Raw genomic sequence first — 26019 nt, 5'->3', positions numbered from 1 at the left:
CTGGATCGGATAGCGGCGCCCTAGGCCCGGAATGAACCGCGGGGCTCATTCCGGGCCGGAGCTCACTGGGTTTGCCGCAGGGCCGGGTCGTCCGGGTTCAGCTGCTCCAGTTCGGCCTGCAGCACCTGGACCTTCTGGATTTGCCCGGCTTCACGCCAGAAACCGATCAGGGTCATGCGCGCCTGGCGGTTGCTCGGCTGGCGTTCGAGCAACTGCTCCAGCTGGTGGATGGCGGCCTGCTGGTCGCCGCTGTCGTGCAGGGCGATGGCCAACACGTAGGTGAACTGGGCGTTGCCCGGCTCCAGGCGGGCGGCTTCTGCCAGCTCCTTGAGCGCGGCGTCCCGTTCGCCGCGGCGAATCAGCGCCAGGCCGTTGGCATGGTGCAGCAGGCCCGACTGCGGGTGCTGCTTGAGGCCATCGCGCAGCAGTTGCTGGGCTTCGTTCATGCGGTAGTTGCCGTCCAGCCACTGCATCAGCGTGACCAGCGCCGGGAGAAAGTCCGGATCGCGTTGCAGGGCCGCGCGCAACGCCGGCTCGACCAGCGCCGAGCGGCCTTGGGCCTGATAGAGCATGGCCAGGTTGAGGTTGGCCTCGGCGCGCTCGACGAGGCCCAGTTGCACCTGCTCATATTCGCCGATGGCCTTGTCCCAGTTGGCCAGGTACTGCAGCGCCTCGGCCGGCAGGCCGAGCAGGGCGTGAGCGGCTTCGATGCGCACCGCGCGCACGGGGTCGTTGAGCAAGGGCGCGATGGGACCGGAGCGGTGCTCCAGCGGCAGCATGGCGCTGACAGCCTCGACGGCGGCCTGGCGCACTTGCGGCGCGTCGTTCTTCAAGTCACGGCGGGCCAGGTCCAAGGCGCGCTGGCTGGGATAGCCCGGCAATTCGGCAAGCAGGGTGGCGCGGCGGATGGCCGGCAGATCGCTGGAGTCGAGTTGCTGGAACAGTGCGCGGGACGCCCCGGGCTGGCCGTTGCGGATCAGCCACAGGCCTTCGTCGTAGCGCGGCGCGCCGGGTTGGTCGGCGCCGTACCAGGTGCGGAACTGCTCGGCGACCTTGTCGCCGGCGGTTTCCTTGTGACAGCCGAGGCAGGCGTCTGGCGTTCCCAGCTTGAGCGCCCGGGCCGGGTTGGGGATGCTGAAGCCGTGGTCATGACGGTAGTCGTTGACCATGTAGAACTTGCCCGGCATGTGGCAATCCACGCACTGCGAGCCGGGTTGGCCGGGCTGGTGCTTATGGTGCTCGGGCGAGTCGTAGTTCTTCGCCTGCAATCCCTTGCCGTCGATACCTGGCAGTGAAGTCTTGCCGGCCGGGTTATGGCATTGCAGGCAGACGGCATTGCCCGGCGCCTTCAACGCGGTGCTGTGCGGGTTGTGGCAGTTGCTGCAGCGCACGCCCTTGGCGAACATCTTGCTCTGGGTGAACGAGCCGTACTCGAACACCTCCTCCTTGATCTTGCCGTCCAGTTCGTACAGCGCCTGAGTCAGTGGGCTGGGCAGATAGTCGTCCATCAGCCGCTTGTGCGCGGCGAAACCATCGCCCAGCGGCGCGCGCCGGGCATGACAGCGGCCACAGGTTTCCGCCTGGGAAGTCGCGCTGGCCTTGCTCAAGTCGATATCGAAACCTCGGTTGGGGCTGCCGTCCGGCTTGGCTGCCCATTGCAGATGCTGCGAGGCTGGGCCGTGGCAGGCCTGGCAACCGACGCCGAGGGCCTGCCATTGGCTGGCGTAGCTGTTGCTCTTGGCGTCGAAGTTGCGCTTGAAGCCGGTGGTGTGGCACTCGACGCACATGAAGTTGGCGTTCTGCTGCGGCTTGCTCCAGTGCAGCTCGTCCTTGAAGTCGACGCCCTGGCCGGGGTAGAGGTGGAACCAGTGCTGCTTCTCCACATCCCAGGCCACACCGAGGGCTTGCAGGCGGCCGCCAGGGGCTTCCAGCAGGTATTGCTGCAAGGGCGCGACGCCGAAGGTGTAGGCCACCCGGAAGTCCGCAGCCTTGCCGTCCGGTCCCGGGGTATTGACCCAGAAGTCGCCGTCTTTCTGGAATAAGCGCGTGGTCTCGCTGCCTTCCTTGAAGGACTGGTTGTTGAAGTCACCGAGCACGCTATCGGCGCGCGCTTCCTCCATCGCCATCTGGTGATGGGAGCCTTGCCAGTCCTTGAATTGCTGAGTGTGGCAACCCTGGCACTGTTGTTCGTCGACCAGCTTGGCGGTGCTTTCCGGGGCCGGCTTGGCGGGAGCTGGTTGTGCCTTCACCGTGCCGCTGGGGGCAACCTGAGGAACCGGGGTGCTGCGTTGCAAAACGAACCAGATCGCCAGGGTGGCCAGCAACAGCAGGCCGGCGAGGACCGGGTAGAACAGGCTGAAAGAAGTTTTGCCAGGCTGGCGGGGGGCGCCGGTGGCAGATTTATTCTTGTACTTCGACATGCAGACATCCAATGTGCTGACGAGCGTGTTTCACGGTTAGCAGGCTGTTGAAAAACTACTGCGCTCGGCTATCCAGCGTTGAAATCAGCCTCAGAATGCTCATTTACACCTCGTAAACTCCGCTTCTTCGGCTGATTTCGCCTTGTCTAGCCTTCGCTCGCTACGTTTTTCAACAGCCTGTTCGGCGCAGCTTCAGTGACTGCGTAGGGGCTGTCAAACGCAACAGCGCGGTTCTTCTGGCGCCAGTGCGGTGTCCCGCACTGGCGCTGCGCTCATTGCCCGCCCCCGATAAACCAGCGGTAGTAGGGGTTGCCGCCATCTTCGGCGATGACCCGTTGCACCGCCTGCTCCCAAGCCTGGCGTTCACCGTTGTAGGCATACAGGCCAACGGCATAGAAGCGCATCAGGCGCTCACGTTGGTTGGCCAGCGCGGCCAGGAAGCTGGCGTCGGCATTGATTAGCGGCGGCTCGCTGCGTAACGCCAGCAGTTCCGGCAGGACCCGGGCGAATTCATCGTGGCGGACCCAGGTGGCGTATTCGATGCGCGGCTGGTCGTCGGTCACCGCCAGGGCATCGCCGGCATAACGCTCCAGCCCGGCGCGGTCGGTCACCCAGGTGGCCAGCAGCGCGGCGGGGGAGACCACCCCGACTTCGCGCAGGGCGCTGGCCACGTCCGGCTGCTCGAAGCGCGCGCGGATGCGGGCGGCGTCGAGTTCGAGCGGTTCGGAGGAGCCAATCAGCAGCATCTCGTGGAACTCGGTGGTCCATAGCGAGGCGTGGGGGAACACGTCGAGGAAGCTGCGCACCAGCGCGCGGCTATCTTCGTTGTTCTGGGTCGGCAGCGGCAGCCATTGGGCGACCTGACCACCGGCACGCAGGCGCTGGGCGGCGAGCTGGTAGAAGTCACGGGAGTACAGGTTGACCACCCCAGCGGCCGACGGCGGCGGCGGTTCGAGGGTGATCAGGTCGTACTGCTGCGGATTGCGCAGCAGCTCGCGGCGGCCATCGCGCAGGCGGATATCCATGCGCGGATCGGTCGCCACATTGAAGTTGCCCTGGAACAGCGGCGCGGCGCGTACCACCGCCGGCAACAGTTCGGCCACTACCCGTTGTTCCAGCCCTGGATAGCGCAGCAGGGCGCCGGCGGTGATGCCGGTGCCGAAACCGATGACCAGCGCCGACTTGGGCTCATCGCGCTGAATCAGCAGCGGCAACAGCGCCTGCAGGCGCATGTAGCGCAGCGACGGCATCGCGTCGCCGGAGTTGGACACGCCCTGGATGTACAGGCGCTTGAAGCTGGAACGACCGCGCTGCTGATCAACCACCGCGACAGTGCCGCCACGGCTTTCCTCGTAGAAGGCCAGACTGCCGCCGCGGGCACCGGGCAGCAATTGGGCCAAGCGGTCGCTGGGGATAAGGACCGCCGCTAACACTGCGACCAAAGCCAGAGCGAAGGCGCCTTGGCGACGACCTTTGCTGACTCGCTGGCCGTAGGTCACCGCACAGAGGGCAATCGCTGCGGCGCCAAGCGCCAGGGCTGCCAGGCTATGCACGAGGCCGAGCAGCGGCACCAGGACAAAGCCGGTGAGCATTGCACCGACAATCCCGCCGAATGTGTTGAGGGCGACCACGGTGCCGACATCGCGACCAACCTGCCCGGCATCCACCGCCAGGCGCAGCACCACTGGGAAGGCGGCGCCGAGCAACAGGGTCGGGAGGAACACCACGCTGAGCGCGGCGACGGCGAAACGCGCGCACATGCCGGCCAGGTCGCTGCCGGTCAGGCTCAGCGCCAGTGCCTCGGCCTGGGTCTGGACAATCACCAGCCAGCGCCCCAATCCGGCGATTTCCAGCAAGGCGATCAGGCCGGCGGCGGCGATCAGCAGGGCGAACACGCCCCAAGGGTCGCGAATCCGGTCGGCCCAGCGGGCATACAGCGCGCTGCCGATCACCAGCCCGGCCAAATAGGTGGCGAGCACCACGGAAAAGGCGAAGCTGCGGGTACTCATGAATTGCACGATGGATTGCGACCAGACCACTTCGTAGCCCAGGGCGATGCCGCCGGCCAGCGCATACAGAGTGATCGCCAGGCGCGCCTGGGCGCTTCTCTGGCCAGATTGTGCGGCCGCCGGACGCGGCTCGACCCGCCGATCGAGGGCGAAGGCGCCCAGTGCGGCGAGCAGATTAAGAGCGGCGGCGGCATAAGCGGTGCCCTGCACGCCCAGCGCGGGAATCAGCAGGAAACTGGTCAGCAAGGCGCCAGCGATGGCACCGGCGGTATTGGCGGCATACAGGCGCCCCCCGGCGGTGCCGAGTTGGCCGGCCGGCGGGGTCAGGGCGCGGACAAGTACCGGCAGGGTGCCGCCCATCAGGAATGCGGGAATGCCCACCAGGGCAAAAGGCAACAGCCAGGCGAACAGACCGGCATGGGCTTCCAGATTGGCAAAGGGGCCGGCGGCATGCGCCAGACCGAGGGTCGAGCCGACGCCCAGCACGGCGACAGCCAGTTCGAGGAAGGAATAGAGCCGTACAGGGCGGCTCAGGCGATCGGCCCAGCGGCCGAACAGGAACCCGCCGAGGGCGAGTCCGGCGAAAAAGGCGCTGATCCCGGTAGTGATGGCGTAGACCTCGACGCCGACGACCAGGGACAGCTGTTTGATCCACAAAACCTGATAAATCAGCGCGGCAATACCCGAGATGAATAGCAGCAGCGCGGGGATGGCGACGCTGGATAGCGCCAGCGCCGATTGCGCAGAAGCACACGAATCGCTGGCAGCGCGACGGGATGATGTGGTGGCAAGAGGCATGCAATGGGGCCTTGTATGAACGCTGGGTATCCTCCCGAGCAGCGCGGCCGGCGCCACCCGGGAGGTACATCAGGCCGTTACACCGGAGGGTGCGGCGGCTGTAACGCTAGAGCTTACTGTTTCTGAGCAGCCTTCATTTTTTCCGCGATCTTCGCATCCACGGCCTGGCGCACCTGATCGATGCTGAAGCTGGCCGGGCGTTGGCTCGGCGGATATTCGACGAAGGTTTCCAGGAAGACGGCGGACTTCATGGTGGCCATAGCGAACAGGTAGGCGTTCTTGGTCAGCCAGTCGTAGTACTGGTCGGAAACCACGTCGGCGCGCTCGTAGGGGTCCATGCGCAGGTTGAACAGCTTCGGCGCGCGCAGGCAAGTGAAGGGCTCGCTCCAGACTGCGAAGCCCCCCGGGGCCCGCTGCTCGCAGAACACCGTCTTCCAATCACCAGAGCGCATGGCGACCAGGACGCCGTCGTCGTTGAAGTAGTAGAACTCGCTACGCGCACTCTTGTCGGTCTTGCCAGTCAGGTAGTCGAGCTGGTTGTAGCCGTCGAGGTGGACCTTGAAGCTCTTGCCGGCGGATGTCGGCGCCCAGCCCTTGAGCAGCTTGTCCTTGACCTCGGTATCGCCTGCGGCGGCCAGCAGGGTGGGGAACCAGTCGAGGCCGGAGAACATCTGGTTGGAGACTTCACCCGGCTTGATCTTGCCCGGCCAGCGCACCATCGCTGGGACGCGGAAGGCACCTTCCCAGTTGGAGTTCTTCTCGTTGCGGAACGGCGTGGTCGCCGCATCCGGCCAGGACCACTGGTTCGGGCCGTTATCGGTGGTGTAGACCACGATGGTGTTGTCGGTGATCTTCAGGTCGTCCAGGGTTTTCAGCAGCTTGCCGACGTCGCCGTCGTGCTCGAGCATGCCGTCGGCATATTCGTTGCCCGGCATTCCGCTCTGGCCTTGCATCGACTCGCGCACGTGAGTGAAGGCGTGCATGCGCGTGGTGTTCATCCACACGAAAAAGGGCTTGTCGGCCTCGGCCTGCTTCTTGATGAAGTTGATGGCGCCTTCGGTGGTTTCGTCGTCGATGGTTTCCATGCGCTTCTTGGTCAGCGCACCGGTATCCTCGATCTTGCCGTCGGCATAGGAGTGCAGCACGCCGCGCGGCGAGAAGTTCTTCACGTAGGGGTCGTTGGGATCCTTCGGCCAGTAGGGGCGCTCAGGTTCCTCTTCGGCGTTGAGGTGGTAGAGGTTGCCGAAGAACTCGTCGAAACCGTGCTTGGTCGGCAGGTATTCGTCGCGGTCGCCGAGGTGGTTCTTGCCGAACTGTCCGGTGGCATAGCCCTGCGACTTGAGCGCCTGGGCGATGGTGATGTCGCGGTCTTGCAGGCCGACCGTCGCGCCTGGCGTACCGACCTTGGACAGGCCGGTGCGCAGCGCCGACTGGCCGGTGATGAAGGTCGAGCGGCCGGCGGTGCAGCTGTTTTCCGCATAGTAATCGGTGAACATCATGCCTTCTTTGGCGATGCGGTCGATGTTCGGGGTTTTGTAGCCGAGCACGCCCATCGAGTAGGCACTGATGTTGGTCTGGCCGATGTCGTCACCGAATATCACCAAGATATTCGGCTTGTCCGCGGCGCTGGCGGCGGATGCCCCCATGACTGCGGCGGCCGCGAGGGCAAGCCTCGGTAGCCATCTTCTTGTGCGGTTCATTGAACTCTCTCCATTTCACGTTTCAGAGTCGCGTTCCACGACTACGTTGCACCAGAGCCGCCGACTGCAATACGGCATCTCCAGGATTCTTGCGCGGGTTTATTGCCCGCTTGTGGCAGTGGCGAAAGGGAACACCTGCCGCCATTCCGCTGCCATGTCCACTACAGTCCAGCCCTCGGCCTTGGCCTGGTCCAGGGCCTTGTCCAGCTTGCCGACCTTGGATTCGCGGTCATAAGCCCATTCGCGCTTTGCGTCGGTGTGATGCACCAGGCCGGTGAAGCGCTTGCCGCTGCCGGCGGCGGTCCACTGCAGCATCTGCAGGTCACCGTCAGAGTTGCCGAAGGCGAAGATTGGCCGGCGGCCGATGATCGAGTCGATGCTTTCCGGTTTGCCTGGGCCATCGTCGTTATGCGCCAGCTTGGGCGTGCGCAGGATCGACAGCTTGCCGTCCTGGTTCTGGAACTGGGTGACGAAGGTGGTGCCGATCACCTGCTCCGGCGGGATGCCATAGACCTCCTCGGCGAAGGCGCGCATGAAGGTCACATCGCCACCGGAGACTATGTAGGTCTTGAAGCCATTGGCGCGCAGATAGGCGAGCAGCTCCAGCATCGGCTGGTAGACCATCTCGGTGAACGGCTTCTGGCTTTTTGGATGCACGGCCTTGGCCAGCCAGGCTTCGGCATTGTCGATGAAGGCTTCGTTGCTCAGGCCGGTATGAGTGGCGCCGACGATCTTGATGATGCCGTCCATGCCGCTTGCGGCCAGGGTCTTCTGGTCACCTTCCAGCACGGCCTTGAAGGGTTGTTGCTCCTTCCATTCAGGATGCTGCGGGGCCAGGCGTTTGACCTCGGCGAAGGCGAACAGCACCTGGAAGTACATCGGCTGTTCGCTCCACAGGGTGCCGTCGTTGTCGAACACCGCAATCCGCTCGGCAGGCTGGACGAAATCCTTGGAGCCTTCGCTGGTGACGGCGCTGACGAAACTTTCGATGGCCTTTTTCGAGGGGCCGTCATTCCACGATGGTAGCGGGTCGGCCGCCTGCACAAGTAGAGGCAAGGCCAGCAGCAGCGGCATCAGCCAGCGCAGGTTGAGAGGGGGAAAGGCGGATCGGTTCATAGGGCTTCCTTGGTGCTATGTACCGCCGACGGAGGCGGGGCTTGACGAGGGTTCAACGGCACCAGGCCATGCCTGGCAAGGGCCTGAGGTTGTTGCTTGCGGGCTTCCTTACGCAGCGCCGGTAGGCTCTGCTGCAATTCTTGCAGTGCCTCGGTGGCGCGTTCCGGCCGGCCATAACAGGATCTCAGCAAGACTAGCAGCCGTTGCGCCAAGGGGATGGGGAGCTGACCCGCGAAATTCTTCAGGGTTTCCGCGCCCTGACTGCGTCTGGCCCAGAGGTACAAAGCGGTCAGCTGCGCCGGTTTGCCGTTGAGTTGCCCGGGCAGTTGTTTCCAGGCGTAGTCCGCCGACTGCAGGTAGGCCTGCTGCCGCCTGGCTTGCCAGCCGCGTAGGGCGGCCCGCCCACGCCGCCACCAGGGCTTGCCCCAGTAGAAGGCCAGCGCACCAACCACCAGGGCTATGGCGAGCAGCAACCAATGCCGGGCGATTCGCACTCGAGCTTTCTGCCCGAGCTTCTGCAAATCTTCAGCGATGGAGAAAGGCGCCTGGTAAGCGCTGTTGCCCGTGGCTTCGAACTCCAGCGCCGCTACCCGGGCAGTGCGCGCCTGATTGGCTGCAGCATCCCACCAGCGCAATTCGATGGCCGGTAGCGTGTAGTGGCCGGGTTTGTCGATCACATAGCTGGCGACATCGACCCGCCGCCCGCCGCTGATGGCACCACGGCCATTGTCCAGCGGTACCACTTGCGGGGTTTTCACATAGCGCTTGAGTCCGTCGATTTCGACAAAGGTGGGAGGCGGGATCAACATGGCCTGGGCGCCGTCAGCCTCGATGGTCAGCTGCCGGGTCAGGCTGTCACCGACCCGTAGCGGCTCGTGGGAGCGGACGATTCGCTGGCCGAACCTCAGTCCCTGGGCCACCAGCACGTGCTGGCCAGCGGACACACCCTCCGGCATACGGGCGATGAAGCCGAGCGGCTGGCTCTGTACCGTGACCGGGCCGCTACCCTGGCCGGGGCTGACTTGGATCGCCAGGGCCGGGATGCTGTAGCTCTGCGCCTGGTTGGGGGTGATCAGATAGCTGAAACGCAGGCCGAAGAATGTCTTGCCCTGGCGTTGTTCGGTAAGGTGGGTCGCTTCGCTGCTCGGCGGCATGACCATGGCGCCGGGGAGGTCCAGGTTTGGTAGCCGCGGGGCGGCGGTGAACCAGGTGTCCACCAGCACGTCGACTTCCAGGCGCACGGTGCTGCCAACTGTCACCGTTCCGGCCGGCGCTATCCGGCTTTCCACCAGCACTTTGGGGGCGGCCAGGCCCAGCAACGGGCAGAGGCAGCAGAGCAGAAGGACCAGGCGCTTCATGGCTGGCCTCCGTTTGAGGCTTTGCGGGCGGCATCCTGCAGGCTGAACTTCTGCTTGAGGAACTTGGCCGGCGAGGTGCTCAGGTTACGCAGCCACAACTCGTCCGAAGGTGTTTTCGGTGCCTGCATCTGCTCGGTCTTGCCCTTACCGGTCTTATTGTCGAATTTCTCTTCGTCGGGCTTCAGCTCCGGCGCTTTTTCTCCTTCTTCTTGCTGGTCTTGGTACAGCTCGGTGACCAGGGCCAGGTTGGCGCTGGCCTCGGGGAACTGCGGCTGCAGCTTTAGGGCCTGACCGAAGGCGGCGATGGCCTCCGGCAGCTTGTACAAGCGGGCATAGCTGTTGCCCAGGTAGAAGTAGGCCTGTGCGCTGTCGAGACGGGCGAAGCTGGCTAGCGCGGCGTTGTAATCGGCGGCGTTGTAGGCCGCCAGGCCCTGCCAGTAGGGATCGTGAAAGTGCGCCTGGGCCTGCGGGTAGTGACCATGCTCGAAGGCCCAACGGCCCTGCTGGTCGGGGGTGAAGAAGGCATCGGCCAGCACCCCGGCCTGGGCCGGCGGTGCGGGCAGGGCCAGGCCCAGCGCAAGCAGCAGGCCGCCCAGCCAATTGACGCTCCAGCCACGGCGCACGCAGAAGAAGGCGATCAGCAGCAGCGGCCAGCACAGCCAGTAGCCGGCATCCTTCCAGTGCACTTCCTGTCCGTCGCCGCTGGCAGCCTGGAAGTGCTGCTGAGCGTGCAGCTCGATCCAGTCGAGGTCGTCGTCGTTGAGGGTCAGGCTGCCCAGCGGTGCATCGGCGGCATCGGCCAGCTGCTTGAGGCCTTGTGCGTCGAAGTTGGCGAGCAGCGGCCGACCGGTGCTGTCCACCCGCGGCTGGCCCTGGGCATCACGGAGCATGCCGCCGTCCTGACTGCCGACGGCGAGGACCAGCAGCTGCAGCCCGGCGTTGTCCAGGCTCTTGCCGATTGCTTCGAGCTGGCTTACGTCGGCGCCATCGGTGACCAGCACCAAGGTGCCGGGGGACTGCTCGGCGGCCAGTAGGCGCTTGGCTTCCTCGATCACGGCCAGGGCGTTCTTGCCAGGCGCCTCGATCAGCTCGGTGGACAGCGCCTGCAGGAAGCTGTCCAGCAGCGCCGGGTCCTCGGTGGCCGGCAGCACCAGATGGGCGCTGCCGGCGTAGGCGATCAGCCCGGTGCGTGCGCCGGCGCGGCGCTGGATCAGGTCGTGCAGTTTGTGCTTGGCGGCCTCCAGCCGGGTCGGCGGCACGTCGTTGGCATCCATGGACGGCGACAGATCGACCGCCAGGATCAGCGGCGCGCGGTTTTCCAGAAAGGCAGGACGATCCTGCTCCCAGGTCGGCCCGGCCGCTGCCAGGCCACCGAGGATCAGCAGGGCGCCGAACAGATGCACCGGGCGCAGGCGCTGCCGGTCGCTGGGGGTGATCACCAGATGCTTGAGCAGGTTCGGCGCGATGGCTCCGCGCAGCCGCCGGCTCAGATCGCGGCTGCGTCCCCAGGCCAGCGGCAGAAGAAGGCCGGGCAGGAGCAGCAACAGCCAGAGCGGGCGCAGGAAGTGGAAAGCGCTGAGGTCGATGTCCATCTCAGCCCTCCTGCGTCTGACGTGGGCCGCCAGCGCTGGCCAGGTAGCCGCGCAGCGCAGCGAGCGCTTGATACAGCGCCAATAGGCCGAGAGCCGCGCCGAGCGGCAGCCAGAACAGGTCGCGCTTGGGCTGGTGGCTGAACTTCTTCACCTCGTGCGGGGTGAGGCGGTCGAGAGTGGCATACACCTGCTTGAGGGCATCGCGGTCATCGGCGCGGAAGAAGCGCCCGCCGGTGGTCTGGGCGATTTTCTCCAGTGCGCCGAGATCGACCTTGGCATCACCGGTGGCCTCGGGATCGCCGATGCCGATGGTGTGCACCACGATGCCCTTGGCGGCCGCCATCTTCGCCGCATGGTCGGGGGGGATGGCGCTGCCGGTGTCGTTGCCATCGCTGAGCAGGATCAGCACCTTGTCTTTTTCCTTGGCGCTGTCGAGCATCTTGATGGTCAGGCCGATGGCGTCGCCGATGGCGGTGTTCGGCCCGGCCATGCCGATACCCACTTCGTCGAGCAGCAGGCTCAGGCTGGCGTGGTCGAGGGTCAGCGGCGCCTGCGGATAGGCGCCGGTGCCGAACACGATCAGGCCGAGGCGGTCATCCTTGCGCTGCTCGATGAAGCTCTGCACCACCTGCTTGACGGCGCTCAGCCGGTCCACCTGCTGGCCGCCGGCGTTGGTGTAGTCGGTGGCCTCCATCGACTGCGAGATGTCGATGGCGAGCATCAGGTCGCGTACCGGCTGAGTGCGCTCGATGGGTTTCTCCACCAGCACCGGGCGCGCGCAGGCGAGCACCAGCAGAACCCAGACCAGCAGGTTGAGCAGCAACTGCCAGATACTGCCATGGACCCCGGAGCGGTTCGGCGTCTGGCCGATGGCGCGGCTCATGGCACTGAAGAACGGCACGCGCACGGCGCTGCGCGCCTCGCGGTACTCGGCCAGGTAGCGGTAACCGAGCAGCGGCAGCGGCAGCAACAGCAGCAGCCAGGGGTAATCAAATTGCCACATGGTGGTTCTCTATCCAGTGCCGGCTGCTCGTCAGTAGCGCCTGCTGTGCGGCGGCGGGGAGGGCGCGCAACTGCGCCTCCGGGGCGTAAGCGAGGGTGGCCAGCTGCTGGCCGAAGGTCGGCGGCAGTGGCTGTGCGCAGGTCTTGTCCAGAAAGGCTTGCCAGCCTGTGCCACTCAGGGTGGCCACGTCCGGTCGTCCGGGCATCGATAGCGCCACCCGCTTGAGCAGCTCCGGCAGTTCACGCAGGGCCGGCAAGCGCTGGGCCTCATCGGTCAGCGCCTGTTCCAGCTCGGCCAGACGGGCGAGGGCGGCGCGGCGATAGCGATCACGCCGCCAGCGCCGCCAGCGCAACGCCGCCCAGATCGCCAGCCCGGCCAGCAGCAGGAGCAACAGCAGCAGCCAGCCCCAGGTCTGCGGGAAGTAGCTGACTACCGGCGCCGGCAGCGGCAGTTCCTTGAGTTGGTCGAGACTTGGCGGGTTCGCACTCATCGTGGCGCCCCCGTCAGCCGGCCCATTTCCCGGCGCAGCTGTTCCAGCGCGTCTTCGCCGGTGCTGAACATCATCAGCGGCACCTGGCTGCGGCGCAGCAGGGTGGCGACGTCCTTCAAACGGCCGGTGAGGAACTCGCCCAGCGGTTGGTGCACCTGACGCCGCTCGACCTCCAGTTCGACCTGCAGCTCGCCCTGGGTGACCAGCACCCGCCCGCTGGCCGGCAGCTTGAGGGCCAGGGGATCATAGACCTGCATGGCAATCACGTTGTTATGCGCGGACAACTCGCGCAGCAGCTGCAGGGTGCGCGGGCCGGCGCCGGCGAAGTCGCTGACGATGCAGATCAGGTGGTCGTGGCCGGCCATGCTCAGGCAGTGCTGCAGGACCTTGTCGAGTTGGTCGTCGTCTTCGGCGTCCGGCTGGCTGGCCGACAGCGCCTGATTTTGCCGGACAATGGCGGCGCACAGGGCTTCCACCCGGCTGCGGCTGCGGATCGGGCTGATCCGCTCGATGCGGTTGTCGTTGAACACCAGGCCGCCGACCCGGTCGCCGGCGTGGAAGGTCATCCAGGCGGCGAGGGCGCCCAGCTCGGCGGCGGCGGCGGATTTGAAGCTGCGCTGCGAGCCGAAGAACATGCTCATGCGCTGGTCCACCAGAATCAGCGCCGGCCGGTCGCGCTCCTCGGTGAAGGTCCGCACGAAAGGTTTGCCATAGCGCAGCGAGGCACGCCAGTCGAGGTGGCGCAGGTCGTCGCCGGGCTGATAGCGGCGCAGCTCGTCGAAGTTCAGCCCGCGCCCGCGCAGGCGCGACGCGTGATTGCCGGAAAGGATGCTCGACAGTGGCTGGCGTCCCTGGAAGCTCAGCCCACGCACGCGATGCTCCAGCTTCATCAGCTGAGGGAGCGAGACGTAGACGAAACCGTCGGCGTCCTGTCGTTGCTGCTGCATGGCGGGCCTCTGCTTCAATGCATTCAGGCCGGAATGGCCACCTTGTCCAGCAGGCGATCGAGTACCTGATCGGCGCTGACGCCGTCGGCCACGGCGTCATAGGACAGCAGCAGGCGATGGCGCAGCACCGGATGGACCACGGCGCGCACATCGTCAGGCGACACGAAGTCATTGCCAGCCAACCAGGCATGCGCACGGGCGCTGCGGTCCAGGCCGATGCCGCCACGCGGGCTGGCGCCGATGTGGATCCAGCGAGCGAGATCGGCGTCATAGTCGGCCGGCTTGCGGGTGGCGTTGATCAGATCGATCAGGTAGCGGTCGATCGCTTCCGATACATGCACGGCGCTGACTTCCTTGCGTGCGGCGAAGATCGCGTCCTGCGCAAGCTTGGCCTCTACAGCTGGCGCGCCTTGCTGGGCGGCCTGCTCCTCTTCGCGCAACAGGCGCAGCACCTGGGTCTCGTCGTCCGGCTTGGGGTAGTCCAGCAGCACCTTCATCAGGAAGCGGTCCATCTGCGCCTCGGGCAACGGATAGGTGCCTTCCTGCTCGATGGGGTTCTGCGTCGCCAGGACCATGAACAGACCCGGCATCGGGTGGCTGGTGCCGGCGACGGTGATCTGCCGCTCTTCCATGGCTTCCAGCAAGGCGGCCTGCACCTTGGCCGGGGCCCGATTGATCTCGTCGGCGAGGATCACGTTGCCAAACAACGGGCCGGGCTGGAACTTGATCTCGTTGTGGCCCTCGCTCTGCTGGAGGATTTCCGCGCCGGTGATGTCCGAAGGCAGCAGGTCGGGGGTGAACTGGATGCGGCTCATCTTCGCGTCCAGATGCTTGGCCAGTGCTTTGACCGTGCGGGTCTTGGCCAGGCCGGGCAGGCTTTCCAACAGCAGGTGGCCGTTGGCGAGCAGGCCCAGCAGCACTTGGCGAATGACCTCATCCTGACCAAGCACGGCCTGGGCAATGCTGGAGTGCAGGCTGAGGATGTCGTTACGTACGCTCATGGTTTTTCCTTGTGACACGAACATTGGCGCCGCGGAATGCACTGGCCGCGGCGTCTGCAAAAGGGGCGAGGTGCTTCCCTATTCGTACTTGCCGAGGGGAATGATGAGGCTCACCCAGGTGTTCCAGCCCTCCGCGCGATTGCGCGCATCAAACTCGTAGTAGCCTTTGAGACTGACGTACCAGAGTTCCTGCCCGACCGCGAAGAAATGCCCGGCCTGCGGCCCCACCCCCCTGACCCGCGATTTGAAGTCGCCGAGCACGGCGCCACTGCCTTCATCACCGGTCACCTGCTCGTAGAAGTAGCCAACCAATCCAAAGTGTGTTTGCGGCGAGATAAAGCGCGAGGCGCTCCAGTCGAGGTGGGCGTCGATACCATTTTGGTAGTCGGTATCAGAGTTTTCCCAGTTGTAGGTCATGCCCGTCACTACAGAGAACTCGTTCACCTTGTCGAAGTAGGTGTAGCCGCCGCCGACATCCATTGACGCATGGCCCAGCCCGAGGTTGACCAGCCGGTCAGGGTCGTAGGCACCAACCGGCAGATTGCCCATGGTGTAAACCATGAAGTTGTGTACGTCCTTGTGCTCCCACTTCAACGTGGCCATTGCGTAGAGATCGCTGCTGCCTTTCAGGCTGTCGCTGACCCCTGTGGAAATTGTATTGCCGCGTGGGCCAGTGAGCGTGGCATCGACATCAACTGCCATGCGCCCCACGGCGGCTAGGGCCGTAACTGCCGCCTGGCCGCCCAGCAGCGGTTCGCCGAAGGTATAGGTTGGGCCCGCAAACAATAAGTCAGCTTCCGCGTCCACACCTGCTGCGACGCGGCCACGTCCACCGCGCGGTATTTGCTTGCTTCCACCTAAGTCTGCGCTGGTGTGGTAATAGAACAGCGGCAGGCTCCAGCCAGGTTGGACTTGCACGGCCGCCAATGCGCTGAACTGGCCCGGTAGCCAAAAGCTAACACCACCTTCGTCCGCCAAAGCGCTAGGCACTGCCACTGCTAGCGCCACGCCGGCGTACAGGGCCGCTACGGCATGGCGGCCGGCGTGAGGCCAGATGACTAACTTGTGCTTTAACGACTGTTCCATCTTGATGTGCTCCGGTTCCAGATACGGTTGTCCGTACTCATTATGGTCTTGTTGTCAGGTTCATATCCGAGACGGCCAGTACCATGGCAACTACAGCAAGGTCTTAATGCTCATATTCAAGCGTCTTAGAGTGCCTATAAATCGCTTCCGTGGCGATCATGGGCAAACTCTCTTTTAGCCAGGTCTTGCAGCAGTTCGTGTCGCTCGGAGCCAATGCCTTGGCTGGCGGCAACTCGATCAACATTATTTACCAAGGGTGATATTAATGCCGGCAAACACTGTGAACTGCGGCAGACCGGCGCCCTGGTGATCGACCGTCCATTGCGGTTCGATGAAGGCGTTGTAGATGTTGTGGCCGATCTTGGTGGCCTTGCCGACACCCAGGCCGAGCGGGATGTAATGGGTGTCGTTCTTCAAATCGAAGGTCCAGGTGCCGGTGGAACGCAGATACCAGCCCTTAGGCAGGTTGTGGATGATGAACGGCTGGAAGGTTGCGGACTCCACGTGCGCCCGGTCGTTGTCGCCGGCGAACGAACTTTGGTATTGAACCAGCGCGCCGAGCAGCCCGCGCGGCGACGAGTCGATCGCCACCGCGGCCAGTCCGGCCTGCCATTTGCCGGTGCCCAATTCGTCATGTTCGGCGGTGGGCGCGGTGATCTGCGGGCCGATGCCGAGCTGCACGCCTTCGGTTTTCAGCAGGAAGATATCGAAGAGATTGAGGTCGCCGATGCCGGTGCTATAGCCGCTATGCGGATCGGGGCGGGTACTGATCGGCAGGGTGGCGCGGAACAACTGCGGTACGCCGATGAACTCGCCCGGGGCGACCGGCAAGGTGCCGCGCAGCAGGAAGTCGTTGGTGTGGGCGTTGCTGTCGTACAGCTCGGGGCTGTAGTAGTCCTGAAAGTTCAGGCCGGGCGCCAGGCTCAGCGGGTTGTTGCTCTTGTTGGCGATTTCGGCGTTGTCGGCCTGGGCAAGGCCGCCGCTCAATAGGGCGAGCAAGGCGACGCTTTGCGTCATTCTGCGAGGGCTGAACATGGCGATCCTTCTCATCGGTCGATGCATGTGTGGACAGGCTCGAACAACTCTCCTGATCCCTGGATTGACTACTTTGCTTGAACGCTCAGCGAGCGGTTGCCGGCTTTGAGACTTTCGTGCTCAAACATAAAGCTTCCCGATCGTAGCAAATATTTACGATTTTTCATCATAAAAATTAGAAAGTTAGCGGGGTTCTGACGCTGCTTTATCAAGCAGGCACGACTCAGAAATTCTCGCGAGAATAGAGCGCGGGGGAGGAGGCTGGCGTAGAGCCGAGAAAATGGCGTCAACGATCGGCTGCGATTTGGGCAATCCAAAATTTATCCACTGGGGCATCGCTGGCATGGCCTGGATCAAGCTTGGCCCATCGGGATCGCAATGGATTGGGGCAGTGCGTCGTAGCGGATGGGGCAGGCCGCGTTAGCGAGCGGCCGATCGGTTCCTGGCGGGCCTTTCGCAGCGATGAGCTGTGCCATACCCAGATGAGGCAATCAGTGCATTTACTCAAGCCAAAAGAGTGCGCAACACCTCGGCAAAATCTTGAGCGCTACGTTCTTCTTCGGCATGGCGTCCGCCCCTGATCACCCAGCGCCCGCTAACCATGACGTCACAGACCTGGGAGTTGCTTCCAGCAAACAACCAGCGGTTGAGAATGTCATCGCCCTTGGCAGTTGCCAGGTACGGGTTCTCACCGTTGAGAACCAGCAGGTCGGCCCGTTTGCCTACCGCAAGCGCTCCGACATTCTGCCCAAGTGCCTGAGCTCCGCCACTCAAGGCGGCATCGTAAAGGTTACGACCAATCATCGGCTGGCCGTCTCGGTAGAGCCGGTTGCGCCTTTGGTCACGCAAGCGCTGACCGTATTCCAGCCAGCGTAACTCCTCGACCACGCTCAGCGATACGTGACTGTCAGAGCCGATACCGAAGCGGCCACCCTGGCCGAGATAATCGACCGCGGGGAATATGCCGTCGCCCAAATTGGCCTCTGTGGTTAAGCACAGGCCTGCCACCGCAGCGCTGTGTGCCATTGCCGCAACCTCATCGGGTTCAGCATGCGTGGCATGGACCAAACACCAGCGTTCGTCGACCGGAACATTGTCATAGAGCCATTGCAATGGACGGCGCCCTGACCAGGCCAGGCAATCGCTGACTTCTTTCATCTGTTCGGCAATATGGATATGGATCGGCTGATCAGCCTTGGCGTTGCTCAGCACGAGGTTGATCTGCTCCGGTGATACCGCCCGAAGAGAGTGAAAGCAAAGCCCGAGCCTCTGCGTCTCTTTCGCCGCCAGCCGTGATTGCAATCGAGCCAGTAGGTCGAGGTAGCTATCGGTGCCGTGGATAAAACGGCGTTGAGCTTGAGTAGGCGGCTGACTGCCAAATCCTGAGTAGCTGTAGAGCACAGGCAGCAGGGTGAGGCCTATGCCGGCGTCGCTAGCGGCTGCACTGATACGCCAGGCCAGCTCGGCCGGATCGGCGTAGGGCGTGCCGTCGACGTCATGATGCACATAGTGAAACTCCGCCACGCTGGTGTAGCCGGCCTTGAGCATTTCGATGTAGAGCTGCCGAGCGATGATCTGCACCTGCTCAGGAGAAAGACGGCCGACCATGCGGTACATCAGTTCCCGCCAGGTCCAGAAACTGTCATTCGGGTTGCCCGCGACCTCCGCCAGCCCCGCCATCGCGCGCTGGAACGCGTGCGAGTGGAGGTTGGGCATGCCCGGCAGCACCGGGCCACGCAAGCGCTCCGCGCCTTCAATCGCGCCGCCGATGGTGATTTTTTCCAAGATGCCGGAAGTGGAAATCTCCAGGCGCACATCGTGCGCCCAGCCTTCGGGCAACAGTGCGCAGGGCGCTATGAATGCAGGCATAATGGCTAACCTGTGGACTCGCATTTATTTGTATATACATATACATGCGTTTGCGGCGAGAGTAAACTACTGTCCAGGCTGACAAGGAGAATCACATGTCGAAACAGCTCTTGAGGTCTTCTTCGCTGGCCGATCAGCTCAGTGATGTACCAGCGCCCCTCTATGCCCAGGTCAAACAGATGATCATCCAGCAGATCCAGAGTGGCGCCTGGCCGGCCCACCACCGAGTTCCTTCGGAAAGCGAGCTGGTGGAGGAGCTGGGGTTCAGCCGCATGACCATCAACCGCGCCCTGCGTGAACTCACCGCCGATGGTTTGTTGCTGCGCATGCAGGGGGTTGGAACCTTCGTCGCCGAGCCGAAAGGGCGTTCGGCCCTATTTGCGGTGAATAACATCGCCGACGAGATCAGCGCGCGCGGTCACCGCCATCATTGCAAGGTGATTCGTCTGGCCGAAGAGTTGGCCAGCCCGGAGCGGGCCTTGGCGCTGGATATGCGTGAAGGGCAGCGGGTGTTTCATTCGCTGATCGTGCACTACGAGAATGACGTCGCGGTGCAGCTCGAAGATCGCTACGTGAATGCCGCAGTGGCCCCGGATTACCTCAAACAGGATTTCACCCAGCTCACGCCTTATGCCTACCTGTCCCGGATCGCACCGCTGACCGAGGGCGAGCATGTGGTCGAGGCGATCCTTGCCGAGGCCGAGGAGTGCAGGCTGTTGCAGATCGAGCGCAACGAGCCCTGCCTGTTGATTCGCCGGCGCACCTGGTCCGGCAACCAGGCCGTCACTTCGGCGCGTCTGCTGCATCCGGGCTCGCGGCACCGCCTGGAGGGGCGTTTCAGCTCATGACCCGGACTCAGACCCATAGAGCCGCCGACTATCCGCGCATGCCCTGGAAGAATGGCGCGGGCAGCACCCTGGAGATTGCCCGGGATGGCGGCGCAAGCCTGGACAGCTTTGGCTGGCGGCTGTCAATCGCCGATGTCGGCGAGGCGGGGGGCTTCTCTGCCTTCAATGGCTACCAGCGCATCATCACCGTCCTGGAAGGCGGCGGCATGCAGTTGCAGGTGGATGGCCGGCTATCGCGGCCACTGCTGGCCCTCGAGCCCTTTGCCTTTGCCGGTGACAGCCAGGTGGATTGCCGTTTGCTGGCGGGCGCTATCCGTGACTTCAACCTGATCTATTCGCCCGATCGTTACCTGGCGCGTCTGCAATGGCTGGCGCTGGAGCAGCCGCAACGACTGTTCAGCTCGGCGCCTACGCTGCTGTTGTTCAGTGCCGCTGACGGGCTTGAGGTGCGCCTGGACGCCGCCGCTTGCCCCATCTTGGGGCGTTACGATTGCCTGCACTTCGAGCGCGAGCCTGGGCTGGCGGAGTTGCAGATTCAGGCGGCAAGCGCGGGCAGCTGCTGCCTGATCGAATTAACCCCCCGATAACTATCCTAGGGTCTGTTGACGTTTCGTCGCGAACCGCGTTGCCGCGGCAAATGGCGCCAGGCTAGGCGCGGGACGCAGGGAATGGTCGTTCCCTTGCCAAGTCCCGCAACGACGCATGGCGCCATTTGCCGCGCAACCCGCAGGGACGGGCCTGTTTTTGCGCGGCGCGTCGTTGCTCGACGCTCATTTGGAACGACCAAACTTCGCGTCTCGCGCCTAGCCCCGCGCAAAAACAGGCTCCGTCGCGGCCGTGACGAAACGTCAACAGACCCTAGCCACGTAGGCTGGATTAGCCGCGCAGCGGCGTAATCCGTCATCAACCCACCCCACAAAAACAAACGCCCACACAGGGCGGGAGTTTGCCGACAAGTCGGAGTTGTGGCCGAACGGTTCGCGCGGTTAACGGTGGAAGCGCCTTCGGCGATTCCACCCTACGAATCAATCCGGCATACCGCGATAAACGCCACGGGGGCATGGCGGGTTACGCCGCAGCGCGGCTGACCCAGAACGTAGGTTGGGTTGAGGAGCGCAGCGACGAAGCCCAGCGGTGATCGCGCATCACGACAGATGCGCCGCCTTCGCCACCGCCGTTGGGCTTCGCTGCGCTCAGCCCAACCTACAGCACCTGACGCAAGAAGGCTTGCGCGCGCGGGTCCTGCGGCTGGGCGAAGAACTGCGCGGGCGCGGCATCTTCCAGCAGCTTGCCGTGATCGAAGAACAGCACGCGGTCGGCCACCTCACGGGCGAAGCCCATCTCGTGGGTGACGCAGACCATGGTCATGCCTTCCACGGCCAGCTGCTTCATCACGTCGAGCACCTCGCCGACCATTTCCGGGTCGAGCGCCGAGGTCGGTTCGTCGAACAGCATCACCTTCGGCTCCATGCACAGCGCGCGGGCGATCGCCACCCGCTGCTGCTGGCCGCCGGACAGGCGCGAGGGAAATTCGTCGGCCTTCTGGGCGATGCCGACCTTGGCCAGCAGCGCGCGCGCCTTGTCCTCGCGTTCGGCCTTGCCGCGCTTGCGCACCACCTTCTGCGCCAGGCACAGGTTCTCCAGCACGGTCATGTGCGGGAACAGGTTGAAGTGCTGGAACACCATGCCGACTTCGCGGCGGTAGGCGTTGACGTCGGTCTTCGGATTGGACAGGTCGAGGCCGTCGATGGCTACCGAGCCGGAATCCAGCGCCTCGAGACCGTTGAGGCAGCGCAGGAAGGTCGACTTGCCGGAGCCGGACGGGCCGAGCACCACCAGCACCTCGCCCTTGGCCACCCGGGTGCTGACGTTATCCACCGCGCGCACCTGCTGGCCGCGGGCGTCGAAGACTTTTACCAGGTCACGGACTTCAATCACTTTGGGCGAGCCTCCGCTCCAGTCGGTTGGCAATTTGCGACAGAGGCAAATTGATCAGTAGGTACAGCGCGGCGACGCAGAACCAGATTTCGAAAGTGGAAAATGAGGTGGTGATCGCCTCGCGACCGCTCTTGGTCAGTTCGGTGATGGCGATCACCGAGACCAGCGAGGTGTCCTTGACCAGGCTGATGAACTGCCCGGCCAGCGGCGGCAGCACGCGCTTGAACGCCTGCGGCAGGATCACGTGGCGCATCGCCTGCGGCGCGGTCAGACCGAGCGAACGGGCCGCCTCGTTCTGTCCCTTGACGATCGACTGCACCCCGGCGCGGACGATCTCGGCCACGTAGGCGCCGGTGAACAGCGCCAGCGCCGCCACCCCGGCGAACTCGCGCGACAGGTTGAGCACCGTGCCGATGAAGAAGTAGAAGATGAAGATCTGCACCAGCAGCGGCGTGCCGCGCACCAGTTCGACGTAGACGGTCGACAGGTCACGCAGGGTCGGGTTCTTCGACAGCCGACAGAGGCCGGTGGCCAGGCCGAGCAGCAGTCCCAGAGCGCCTGATAGCACGGAAATCCACAGCGTGGTCCACAGCCCCCAGAAGAGTGGCCCGGCGGCCCAGTGGTGGGTCACACCGACTGCGTCGCCCTCGGCAACATCATCGCCCTGAGCGACTCGCAGGCTGTCTTGATCGACCTCCAGCACCTGCCTGGCGCCCGAGTCCCCGGCCAGGGTCACGCGAGCAGTAGCGCCTTGCACCTCGATCGCTTCGACCCGGGCATAGTCGGCGGCGCGCTGCGCCTCTTCGGCCTGGTAGGCGAAATACTGCGGTACCCGGTTCCAGCGCCACTCGTAGGAGATCAGCGAAGTGGAGTACCAGAGGCCGTAGGCCACGACGATCAGGATCAAGCCAGTCAGCGCATGCCATGGCCACAGGCGGGTTCTTCGGGAACCTGCTCCCGTGGGGAGTTTGACCAGCGCCTGCCAGGGTAATTGGAGTTTTTTCTGCGTATTCATAGAGAGTTCTCGACCACAGGCTTCAAGGCCGCAATCAGCGGGGCCGGACCCCGCTGATTGCGCTGCTTCTTATTCCATTTCCTTGAGCCAGTCCGTGCTCTTGAACCATTTGTCGTGAATGCGCGCGTAAGCCCCGTCTTCCTTGGCCTGGCGCAGGTAGTTGTTGATCCAGTTGAGGCTGTCGTAGTCGTTCTTCTTCAGGCCGAAGGCCAGCGGCTCGTAGGTGAACGGCTCGTCGAGGTAGACCAGCTTGCCGGCGCCGGCCTTGTTCACCGCCACCACGTTGTACGGCGCGTCGTAGATGAAGGCGTCGGCCTTGCCGTTGACCACATCCATCACCGCTTCCTGCTCGTTGTCGAAGCCGTGGTACTGGGCCTTGGCGATCAGCTTCTTGGCGACCATCTCGCCGGTGGTGCCGATCTTCGAGGTGATGCGGTATTGCGGGTCGTTGAGGTCCTTGTAGGAGTTGATCTTGCCTTGCAGCTCCTTGCGCACCAGCAAGGTCTGGCCGACCACGATGAAGGGGTCGGAGAAGTTGATGCGCAGGTTGCGCTCCTGGGTCAGGGTCATGCCTGAGCCGATCATGTCGAACTTGTCGGTCAAGAGCGCCGGGATGATGCCGTCGTAGCTGGTCGATACCAGCTCCAGCTTGACACCCATGGATTTGGCCATGGCCTTCAGCAGGTCGACTTCGAAGCCGATGATTTCGCCGCGCTTGTTGGTCATCTCGAACGGCATGTAGGTCGGGTCCATGCCGACCCGCAAGGTGCCGCGCTTGACCGCGTCATCAATGGCGCCGGCGTGGGCGGTGATCCCGGTGAGCGTGCAGGCTGACAGCAAAAACATCGCGAGGAGTTTTCTCATGGAGTCTCTTCTTGTTGGGTGGGTTGCCTTTATATAGGCACGTAATATCTTGATCGCGCCTGTATATACATATAAGCAAGACGTGGACCAACACTCGCGCCTGAGCTGAAAGCCACGGCTCATTGGGAAATGGGGGAGAGTGAAAGGATATTCATGACCCAGGGAAACCAGGCGCCGTTACCCATTGTTACGCCGGCTGGGAAGTTTATTCTCGCCAGGACAGGGCCGGTGGCCGTGGCTGGCAGCTTCACGGGGTTGGCGCCGGTGACGCTGCCAGAGGTTCGTTGCGCTCTTGCCTGGCGCGCCATCAGAGCAGTTGGCAGGCCTCGGCAAAATCCAGCCGTGGGCTGCGGGGGTGCAGCTTGCTCGAGTCGCCATAGCCCAGATTGCACAAGAAATTGGACTTCACGTGACTGTCGGCAAAGTGCTCCATCTGGAACTCGTTCTGCGCCTTGTCGGCCGGGAAGAACTCATGATCGACCTTGGCGTTGTCGAAGCCGGACATCGGCCCGCAGTCCAGCCCCAGTGCGCGTGCCGCGATCATGAAATACGCGCCTTGCAAAGAACTGTTGCGCCGGGCAGTGATCTCGGCGAGTTCGGGCGTAGCGGCGAACCAGGCGCGGGCATCGGCATGGGGAAAGAGTTTCGGCAGCAAGTCGTAGAATTTTGTGTCGTAGGCAATGATGGCGGTTACGGGCGCGGCCATGGTCTTTTCCCCATTGCCCGGCGCGAGGGCAGGTAGCAAGCGCTGCTTCGCTTCAGCTGTGCGCAGGAAGAGGATGCGCACGGGGCAGCAGTTGGCACTGGTCGGCCCCCACTTCATCAAGTCGTAGAGTTGCCGCAGGGTTTCGTCGCTCACGGGTTTCTTGAGCCAGGCGCTGTGGGTGCGGGCGCTGCGAAAAAGCAGGTCCTTTCCGTCTTCACTCAATAGCTTGCTCATCGCAGTCTCCTCAAGCAGGGCTTGCCGCACGGCAGGGCTGTCGCAGCGGTCACGTGCCCTTTACAAACATAGCCTGTGGCGCTCGGCCTTCAGGCAAATAATGCGCGCTCGGCCGCATCATCCAGCGCCATCAGCCGGCGCTGGACCAGGCCGGATGCCGCCTGCGGCAGGTGGCCGGCCGGCAGAAAGAGGGGGTGAAATTCTGCTTGATTGAGTTGTATATACATGCTTACATATTTGCATGCCTTGCTGTGGCGACCACACAAGAACAAGCAGATAACCATCTTCACCAGAGGCCCGTCATGAACAAGCCAAACCGTTTCCGAGACGTCGAAATCCGCGCCCCGCGCGGCAACCAGCTGAATGCCAAGAGTTGGCTGACCGAGGCGCCGCTGCGCATGCTGATGAACAACCTCGACCCGGAAGTGGCGGAGAACCCCAAGGAGCTGGTGGTGTATGGCGGCATCGGCCGTGCCGCGCGCAACTGGGAGTGCTACGACAAGATCGTCGAGACCCTCAAGCAGTTGAATGACGACGAGACCCTGCTGGTGCAGTCGGGCAAGCCGGTCGGCGTGTTCAAGACCCACAGCAACGCGCCGCGCGTGCTGATCGCCAACTCCAACCTGGTGCCGCACTGGGCCAGCTGGGAGCACTTCAACGAACTGGACGCCAAGGGCCTGGCCATGTACGGGCAGATGACCGCCGGCAGCTGGATCTACATCGGTAGCCAGGGCATCGTCCAGGGTACCTATGAAACCTTCGTCGAAGCTGGCCGCCAGCATTACGGCGGCAGCCTCAAGGGCCGCTGGGTACTCACCGCCGGCCTCGGTGGCATGGGCGGCGCGCAGCCGCTGGCGGCCACCCTCGCCGGTGCCTGCTCACTGAACATCGAGTGCCAGCAGAGCAGCATCGATTTTCGCCTGAAGACCCGTTACGTCGATGAGCAAGCCAGCGACCTCGACGACGCCCTGGCGCGCATCGCCAAGTACACTGCAGAAGGCCGCGCCATCTCCATCGCCCTCTGTGGCAACGCCGCGGAAATCCTCCCGGAACTGGTGCGCCGTGGCGTGCGCCCGGACCTGGTCACCGACCAGACCAGCGCCCATGACCCGCTGAACGGCTACCTGCCGATCGGCTGGACCTGGGCGCAGTACCGCGAACGCGCCAAGAGCGAGCCGACCGCGGTGGTCAAGGCCGCCAAGCAGTCCATGGCGGTGCATGTGCAGGCCATGCTGGACTTCCAGAAGATGGGCGTGCCGACCTTCGACTATGGCAACAACATCCGCCAGATGGCCAAGGAGGAGGGCGTCGCCAATGCCTTCGACTTCCCCGGTTTCGTCCCGGCCTATATCCGCCCGCTGTTCTGCCGTGGCATAGGCCCGTTCCGCTGGGCCGCCTTGTCCGGCGACCCGCAGGACATCTACAAGACCGACGCCAAGGTCAAGGAACTGATCCCGGACGACGAGCATCTGCACCGCTGGCTGGACATGGCCCGCGAACGCATCAGCTTCCAGGGCCTGCCGGCACGCATCTGCTGGGTCGGCCTGGGTCTGCGCGCCAAGCTCGGGCTGGCCTTCAACGAAATGGTCCGCAGCGGCGAATTGTCCGCGCCGATCGTGATCGGCCGCGACCACCTCGACTCCGGCTCGGTGGCCAGCCCCAACCGCGAAACCGAAGCCATGCAGGACGGCTCCGATGCGGTCTCCGACTGGCCGCTGCTGAACGCCCTGCTGAATACCGCCAGCGGCGCCACCTGGGTTTCGCTGCACCATGGCGGCGGCGTCGGCATGGGCTTCTCCCAGCACTCGGGGATGGTCATCGTCTGCGACGGCAGCGACGACGCCGCGGCGCGCATCGCCCGCGTGCTGCACAACGACCCGGCCACCGGGGTGATGCGCCATGCCGATGCCGGTTACCAGATCGCCATCGACTGCGCCCGCGAGCAGGACCTCAACCTGCCGATGATCAACTCGGTTAAAGGAGCCTAAAC

At 64.0% G+C, this 26019-nt stretch carries 21 protein-coding genes; 3 read left to right on the top strand and 18 right to left on the bottom strand.

The window, feature by feature from the left end; translation table 11 throughout:
• Positions 1-62 precede the first annotated feature (62 nt).
• The 13 genes from D3880_RS12120 to D3880_RS12060 all read right to left on the bottom strand — a co-directional run bounded on the left by D3880_RS12120 (position 63) and on the right by D3880_RS12060 (position 18424).
• Positions 63-2420 (bottom strand): cytochrome c3 family protein, encoded by a 2358-nt coding sequence (locus D3880_RS12120; protein ID WP_119893682.1) that lies wholly within the window; start codon positions 2418-2420, stop codon positions 63-65.
• A 272-nt stretch (positions 2421-2692) separates the two neighbouring features.
• On the bottom strand, positions 2693-5227 hold the full coding sequence (locus tag D3880_RS12115) for a fused MFS/spermidine synthase (protein ID WP_119893681.1): 2535 nt from the start codon (positions 5225-5227) through the stop codon (positions 2693-2695).
• Positions 5228-5340: 113 nt separating this feature from the next.
• A complete protein-coding gene (locus D3880_RS12110; RefSeq protein WP_119893680.1) occupies positions 5341-6927 on the bottom strand; it encodes an arylsulfatase in 1587 nt (528 codons plus the stop codon).
• Positions 6928-7026: 99 nt separating this feature from the next.
• Positions 7027-8043: an HAD family hydrolase gene (locus D3880_RS12105; protein ID WP_119893679.1), complete on the bottom strand. Its 1017-nt coding sequence runs from the start codon at positions 8041-8043 to the stop codon at positions 7027-7029.
• Positions 8040-9401: a BatD family protein gene (locus D3880_RS12100; RefSeq protein WP_119893678.1), complete on the bottom strand. Its 1362-nt coding sequence runs from the start codon at positions 9399-9401 to the stop codon at positions 8040-8042. The genes D3880_RS12105 and D3880_RS12100 overlap by 4 nt, the downstream gene beginning before the upstream one ends.
• On the bottom strand, positions 9398-10993 hold the full coding sequence (locus tag D3880_RS12095) for a VWA domain-containing protein (protein ID WP_119893677.1): 1596 nt from the start codon (positions 10991-10993) through the stop codon (positions 9398-9400). Before D3880_RS12095 ends, D3880_RS12100 begins: the two co-directional genes overlap by 4 nt.
• 1 nt (position 10994) lies before the next feature.
• Positions 10995-11996, bottom strand: coding sequence for a vWA domain-containing protein (locus D3880_RS12090; protein ID WP_119893676.1), 1002 nt, complete (start codon positions 11994-11996; stop codon positions 10995-10997).
• Positions 11983-12486 carry a DUF4381 domain-containing protein gene (locus D3880_RS12085; protein WP_119893675.1) on the bottom strand — a complete coding sequence of 168 codons (504 nt, stop codon included), beginning with the start codon at positions 12484-12486 and terminating at the stop codon, positions 11983-11985. Before D3880_RS12085 ends, D3880_RS12090 begins: the two co-directional genes overlap by 14 nt.
• Entirely contained in the window at positions 12483-13433 is a 951-nt protein-coding gene (locus tag D3880_RS12080) for a DUF58 domain-containing protein (RefSeq protein WP_119893674.1), read from the bottom strand. The genes D3880_RS12085 and D3880_RS12080 overlap by 4 nt, the downstream gene beginning before the upstream one ends.
• 23 nt (positions 13434-13456) lie before the next feature.
• The gene (locus D3880_RS12075) at positions 13457-14434 is read right to left on the bottom strand and encodes an AAA family ATPase (protein ID WP_119893673.1); all 978 of its coding nucleotides are present in this window, start codon (positions 14432-14434) and stop codon (positions 13457-13459) included.
• 78 nt (positions 14435-14512) lie between these two features.
• A complete protein-coding gene (locus tag D3880_RS12070) occupies positions 14513-15520 on the bottom strand; it encodes a SphA family protein (RefSeq protein ID WP_119893672.1) in 1008 nt (335 codons plus the stop codon).
• Between the two features lie 243 nt (positions 15521-15763).
• Entirely contained in the window at positions 15764-16537 is a 774-nt protein-coding gene (locus D3880_RS12065) for a hypothetical protein (RefSeq protein ID WP_238474449.1), read from the bottom strand.
• Between the two features lie 522 nt (positions 16538-17059).
• Positions 17060-18424: a formimidoylglutamate deiminase gene (locus D3880_RS12060; RefSeq protein ID WP_119893670.1), complete on the bottom strand. Its 1365-nt coding sequence runs from the start codon at positions 18422-18424 to the stop codon at positions 17060-17062.
• Positions 18425-18519: 95 nt separating this feature from the next.
• Here D3880_RS12060 and hutC point away from each other — a divergent pair, with 95 nt between their 5' ends.
• Together hutC and D3880_RS12050 are read left to right on the top strand one after the other, a co-directional pair.
• Positions 18520-19272, top strand: a complete 753-nt coding sequence (hutC, locus tag D3880_RS12055; protein WP_119893669.1) for a histidine utilization repressor — start codon at positions 18520-18522, stop codon at positions 19270-19272.
• Entirely contained in the window at positions 19269-19859 is a 591-nt protein-coding gene (locus D3880_RS12050) for a HutD/Ves family protein (RefSeq protein ID WP_119893668.1), read from the top strand. The genes hutC and D3880_RS12050 overlap by 4 nt, the downstream gene beginning before the upstream one ends.
• A 616-nt stretch (positions 19860-20475) precedes the next feature.
• Here the strand turns inward: D3880_RS12050 and D3880_RS12045 are convergent.
• From D3880_RS12045 to D3880_RS22765, 5 genes are all read right to left on the bottom strand, one after another.
• Positions 20476-21210, bottom strand: coding sequence for an amino acid ABC transporter ATP-binding protein (locus D3880_RS12045; RefSeq protein ID WP_119893667.1), 735 nt, complete (start codon positions 21208-21210; stop codon positions 20476-20478).
• Positions 21203-22225 (bottom strand): amino acid ABC transporter permease, encoded by a 1023-nt coding sequence (locus tag D3880_RS12040; RefSeq protein ID WP_119893666.1) that lies wholly within the window; start codon positions 22223-22225, stop codon positions 21203-21205. Before D3880_RS12040 ends, D3880_RS12045 begins: the two co-directional genes overlap by 8 nt.
• A 69-nt stretch (positions 22226-22294) precedes the next feature.
• Complete coding sequence (locus D3880_RS12035; RefSeq protein WP_119893665.1) at positions 22295-23089, bottom strand: transporter substrate-binding domain-containing protein; 795 nt, start codon at positions 23087-23089, stop codon at positions 22295-22297.
• Positions 23090-23396: 307 nt separating this feature from the next.
• Positions 23397-24029, bottom strand: coding sequence for a malonic semialdehyde reductase (locus tag D3880_RS12030; RefSeq protein ID WP_119893664.1), 633 nt, complete (start codon positions 24027-24029; stop codon positions 23397-23399).
• A gap of 89 nt (positions 24030-24118) precedes the next feature.
• Positions 24119-24256, bottom strand: coding sequence for a hypothetical protein (locus tag D3880_RS22765; RefSeq protein ID WP_162934997.1), 138 nt, complete (start codon positions 24254-24256; stop codon positions 24119-24121).
• A gap of 75 nt (positions 24257-24331) precedes the next feature.
• Here D3880_RS22765 and hutU point away from each other — a divergent pair, with 75 nt between their 5' ends.
• A complete protein-coding gene (gene hutU, locus D3880_RS12025; protein ID WP_119893663.1) occupies positions 24332-26017 on the top strand; it encodes a urocanate hydratase in 1686 nt (561 codons plus the stop codon).
• Positions 26018-26019 lie beyond the last annotated feature (2 nt).

Source organism: Pseudomonas cavernae, from assembly GCF_003595175.1.
In the GTDB taxonomy this organism is placed as follows: Bacteria; Pseudomonadota; Gammaproteobacteria; order Pseudomonadales; family Pseudomonadaceae; genus Aquipseudomonas; species Aquipseudomonas cavernae.
This window is presented reverse-complemented; position numbering and strand designations above follow the sequence as displayed.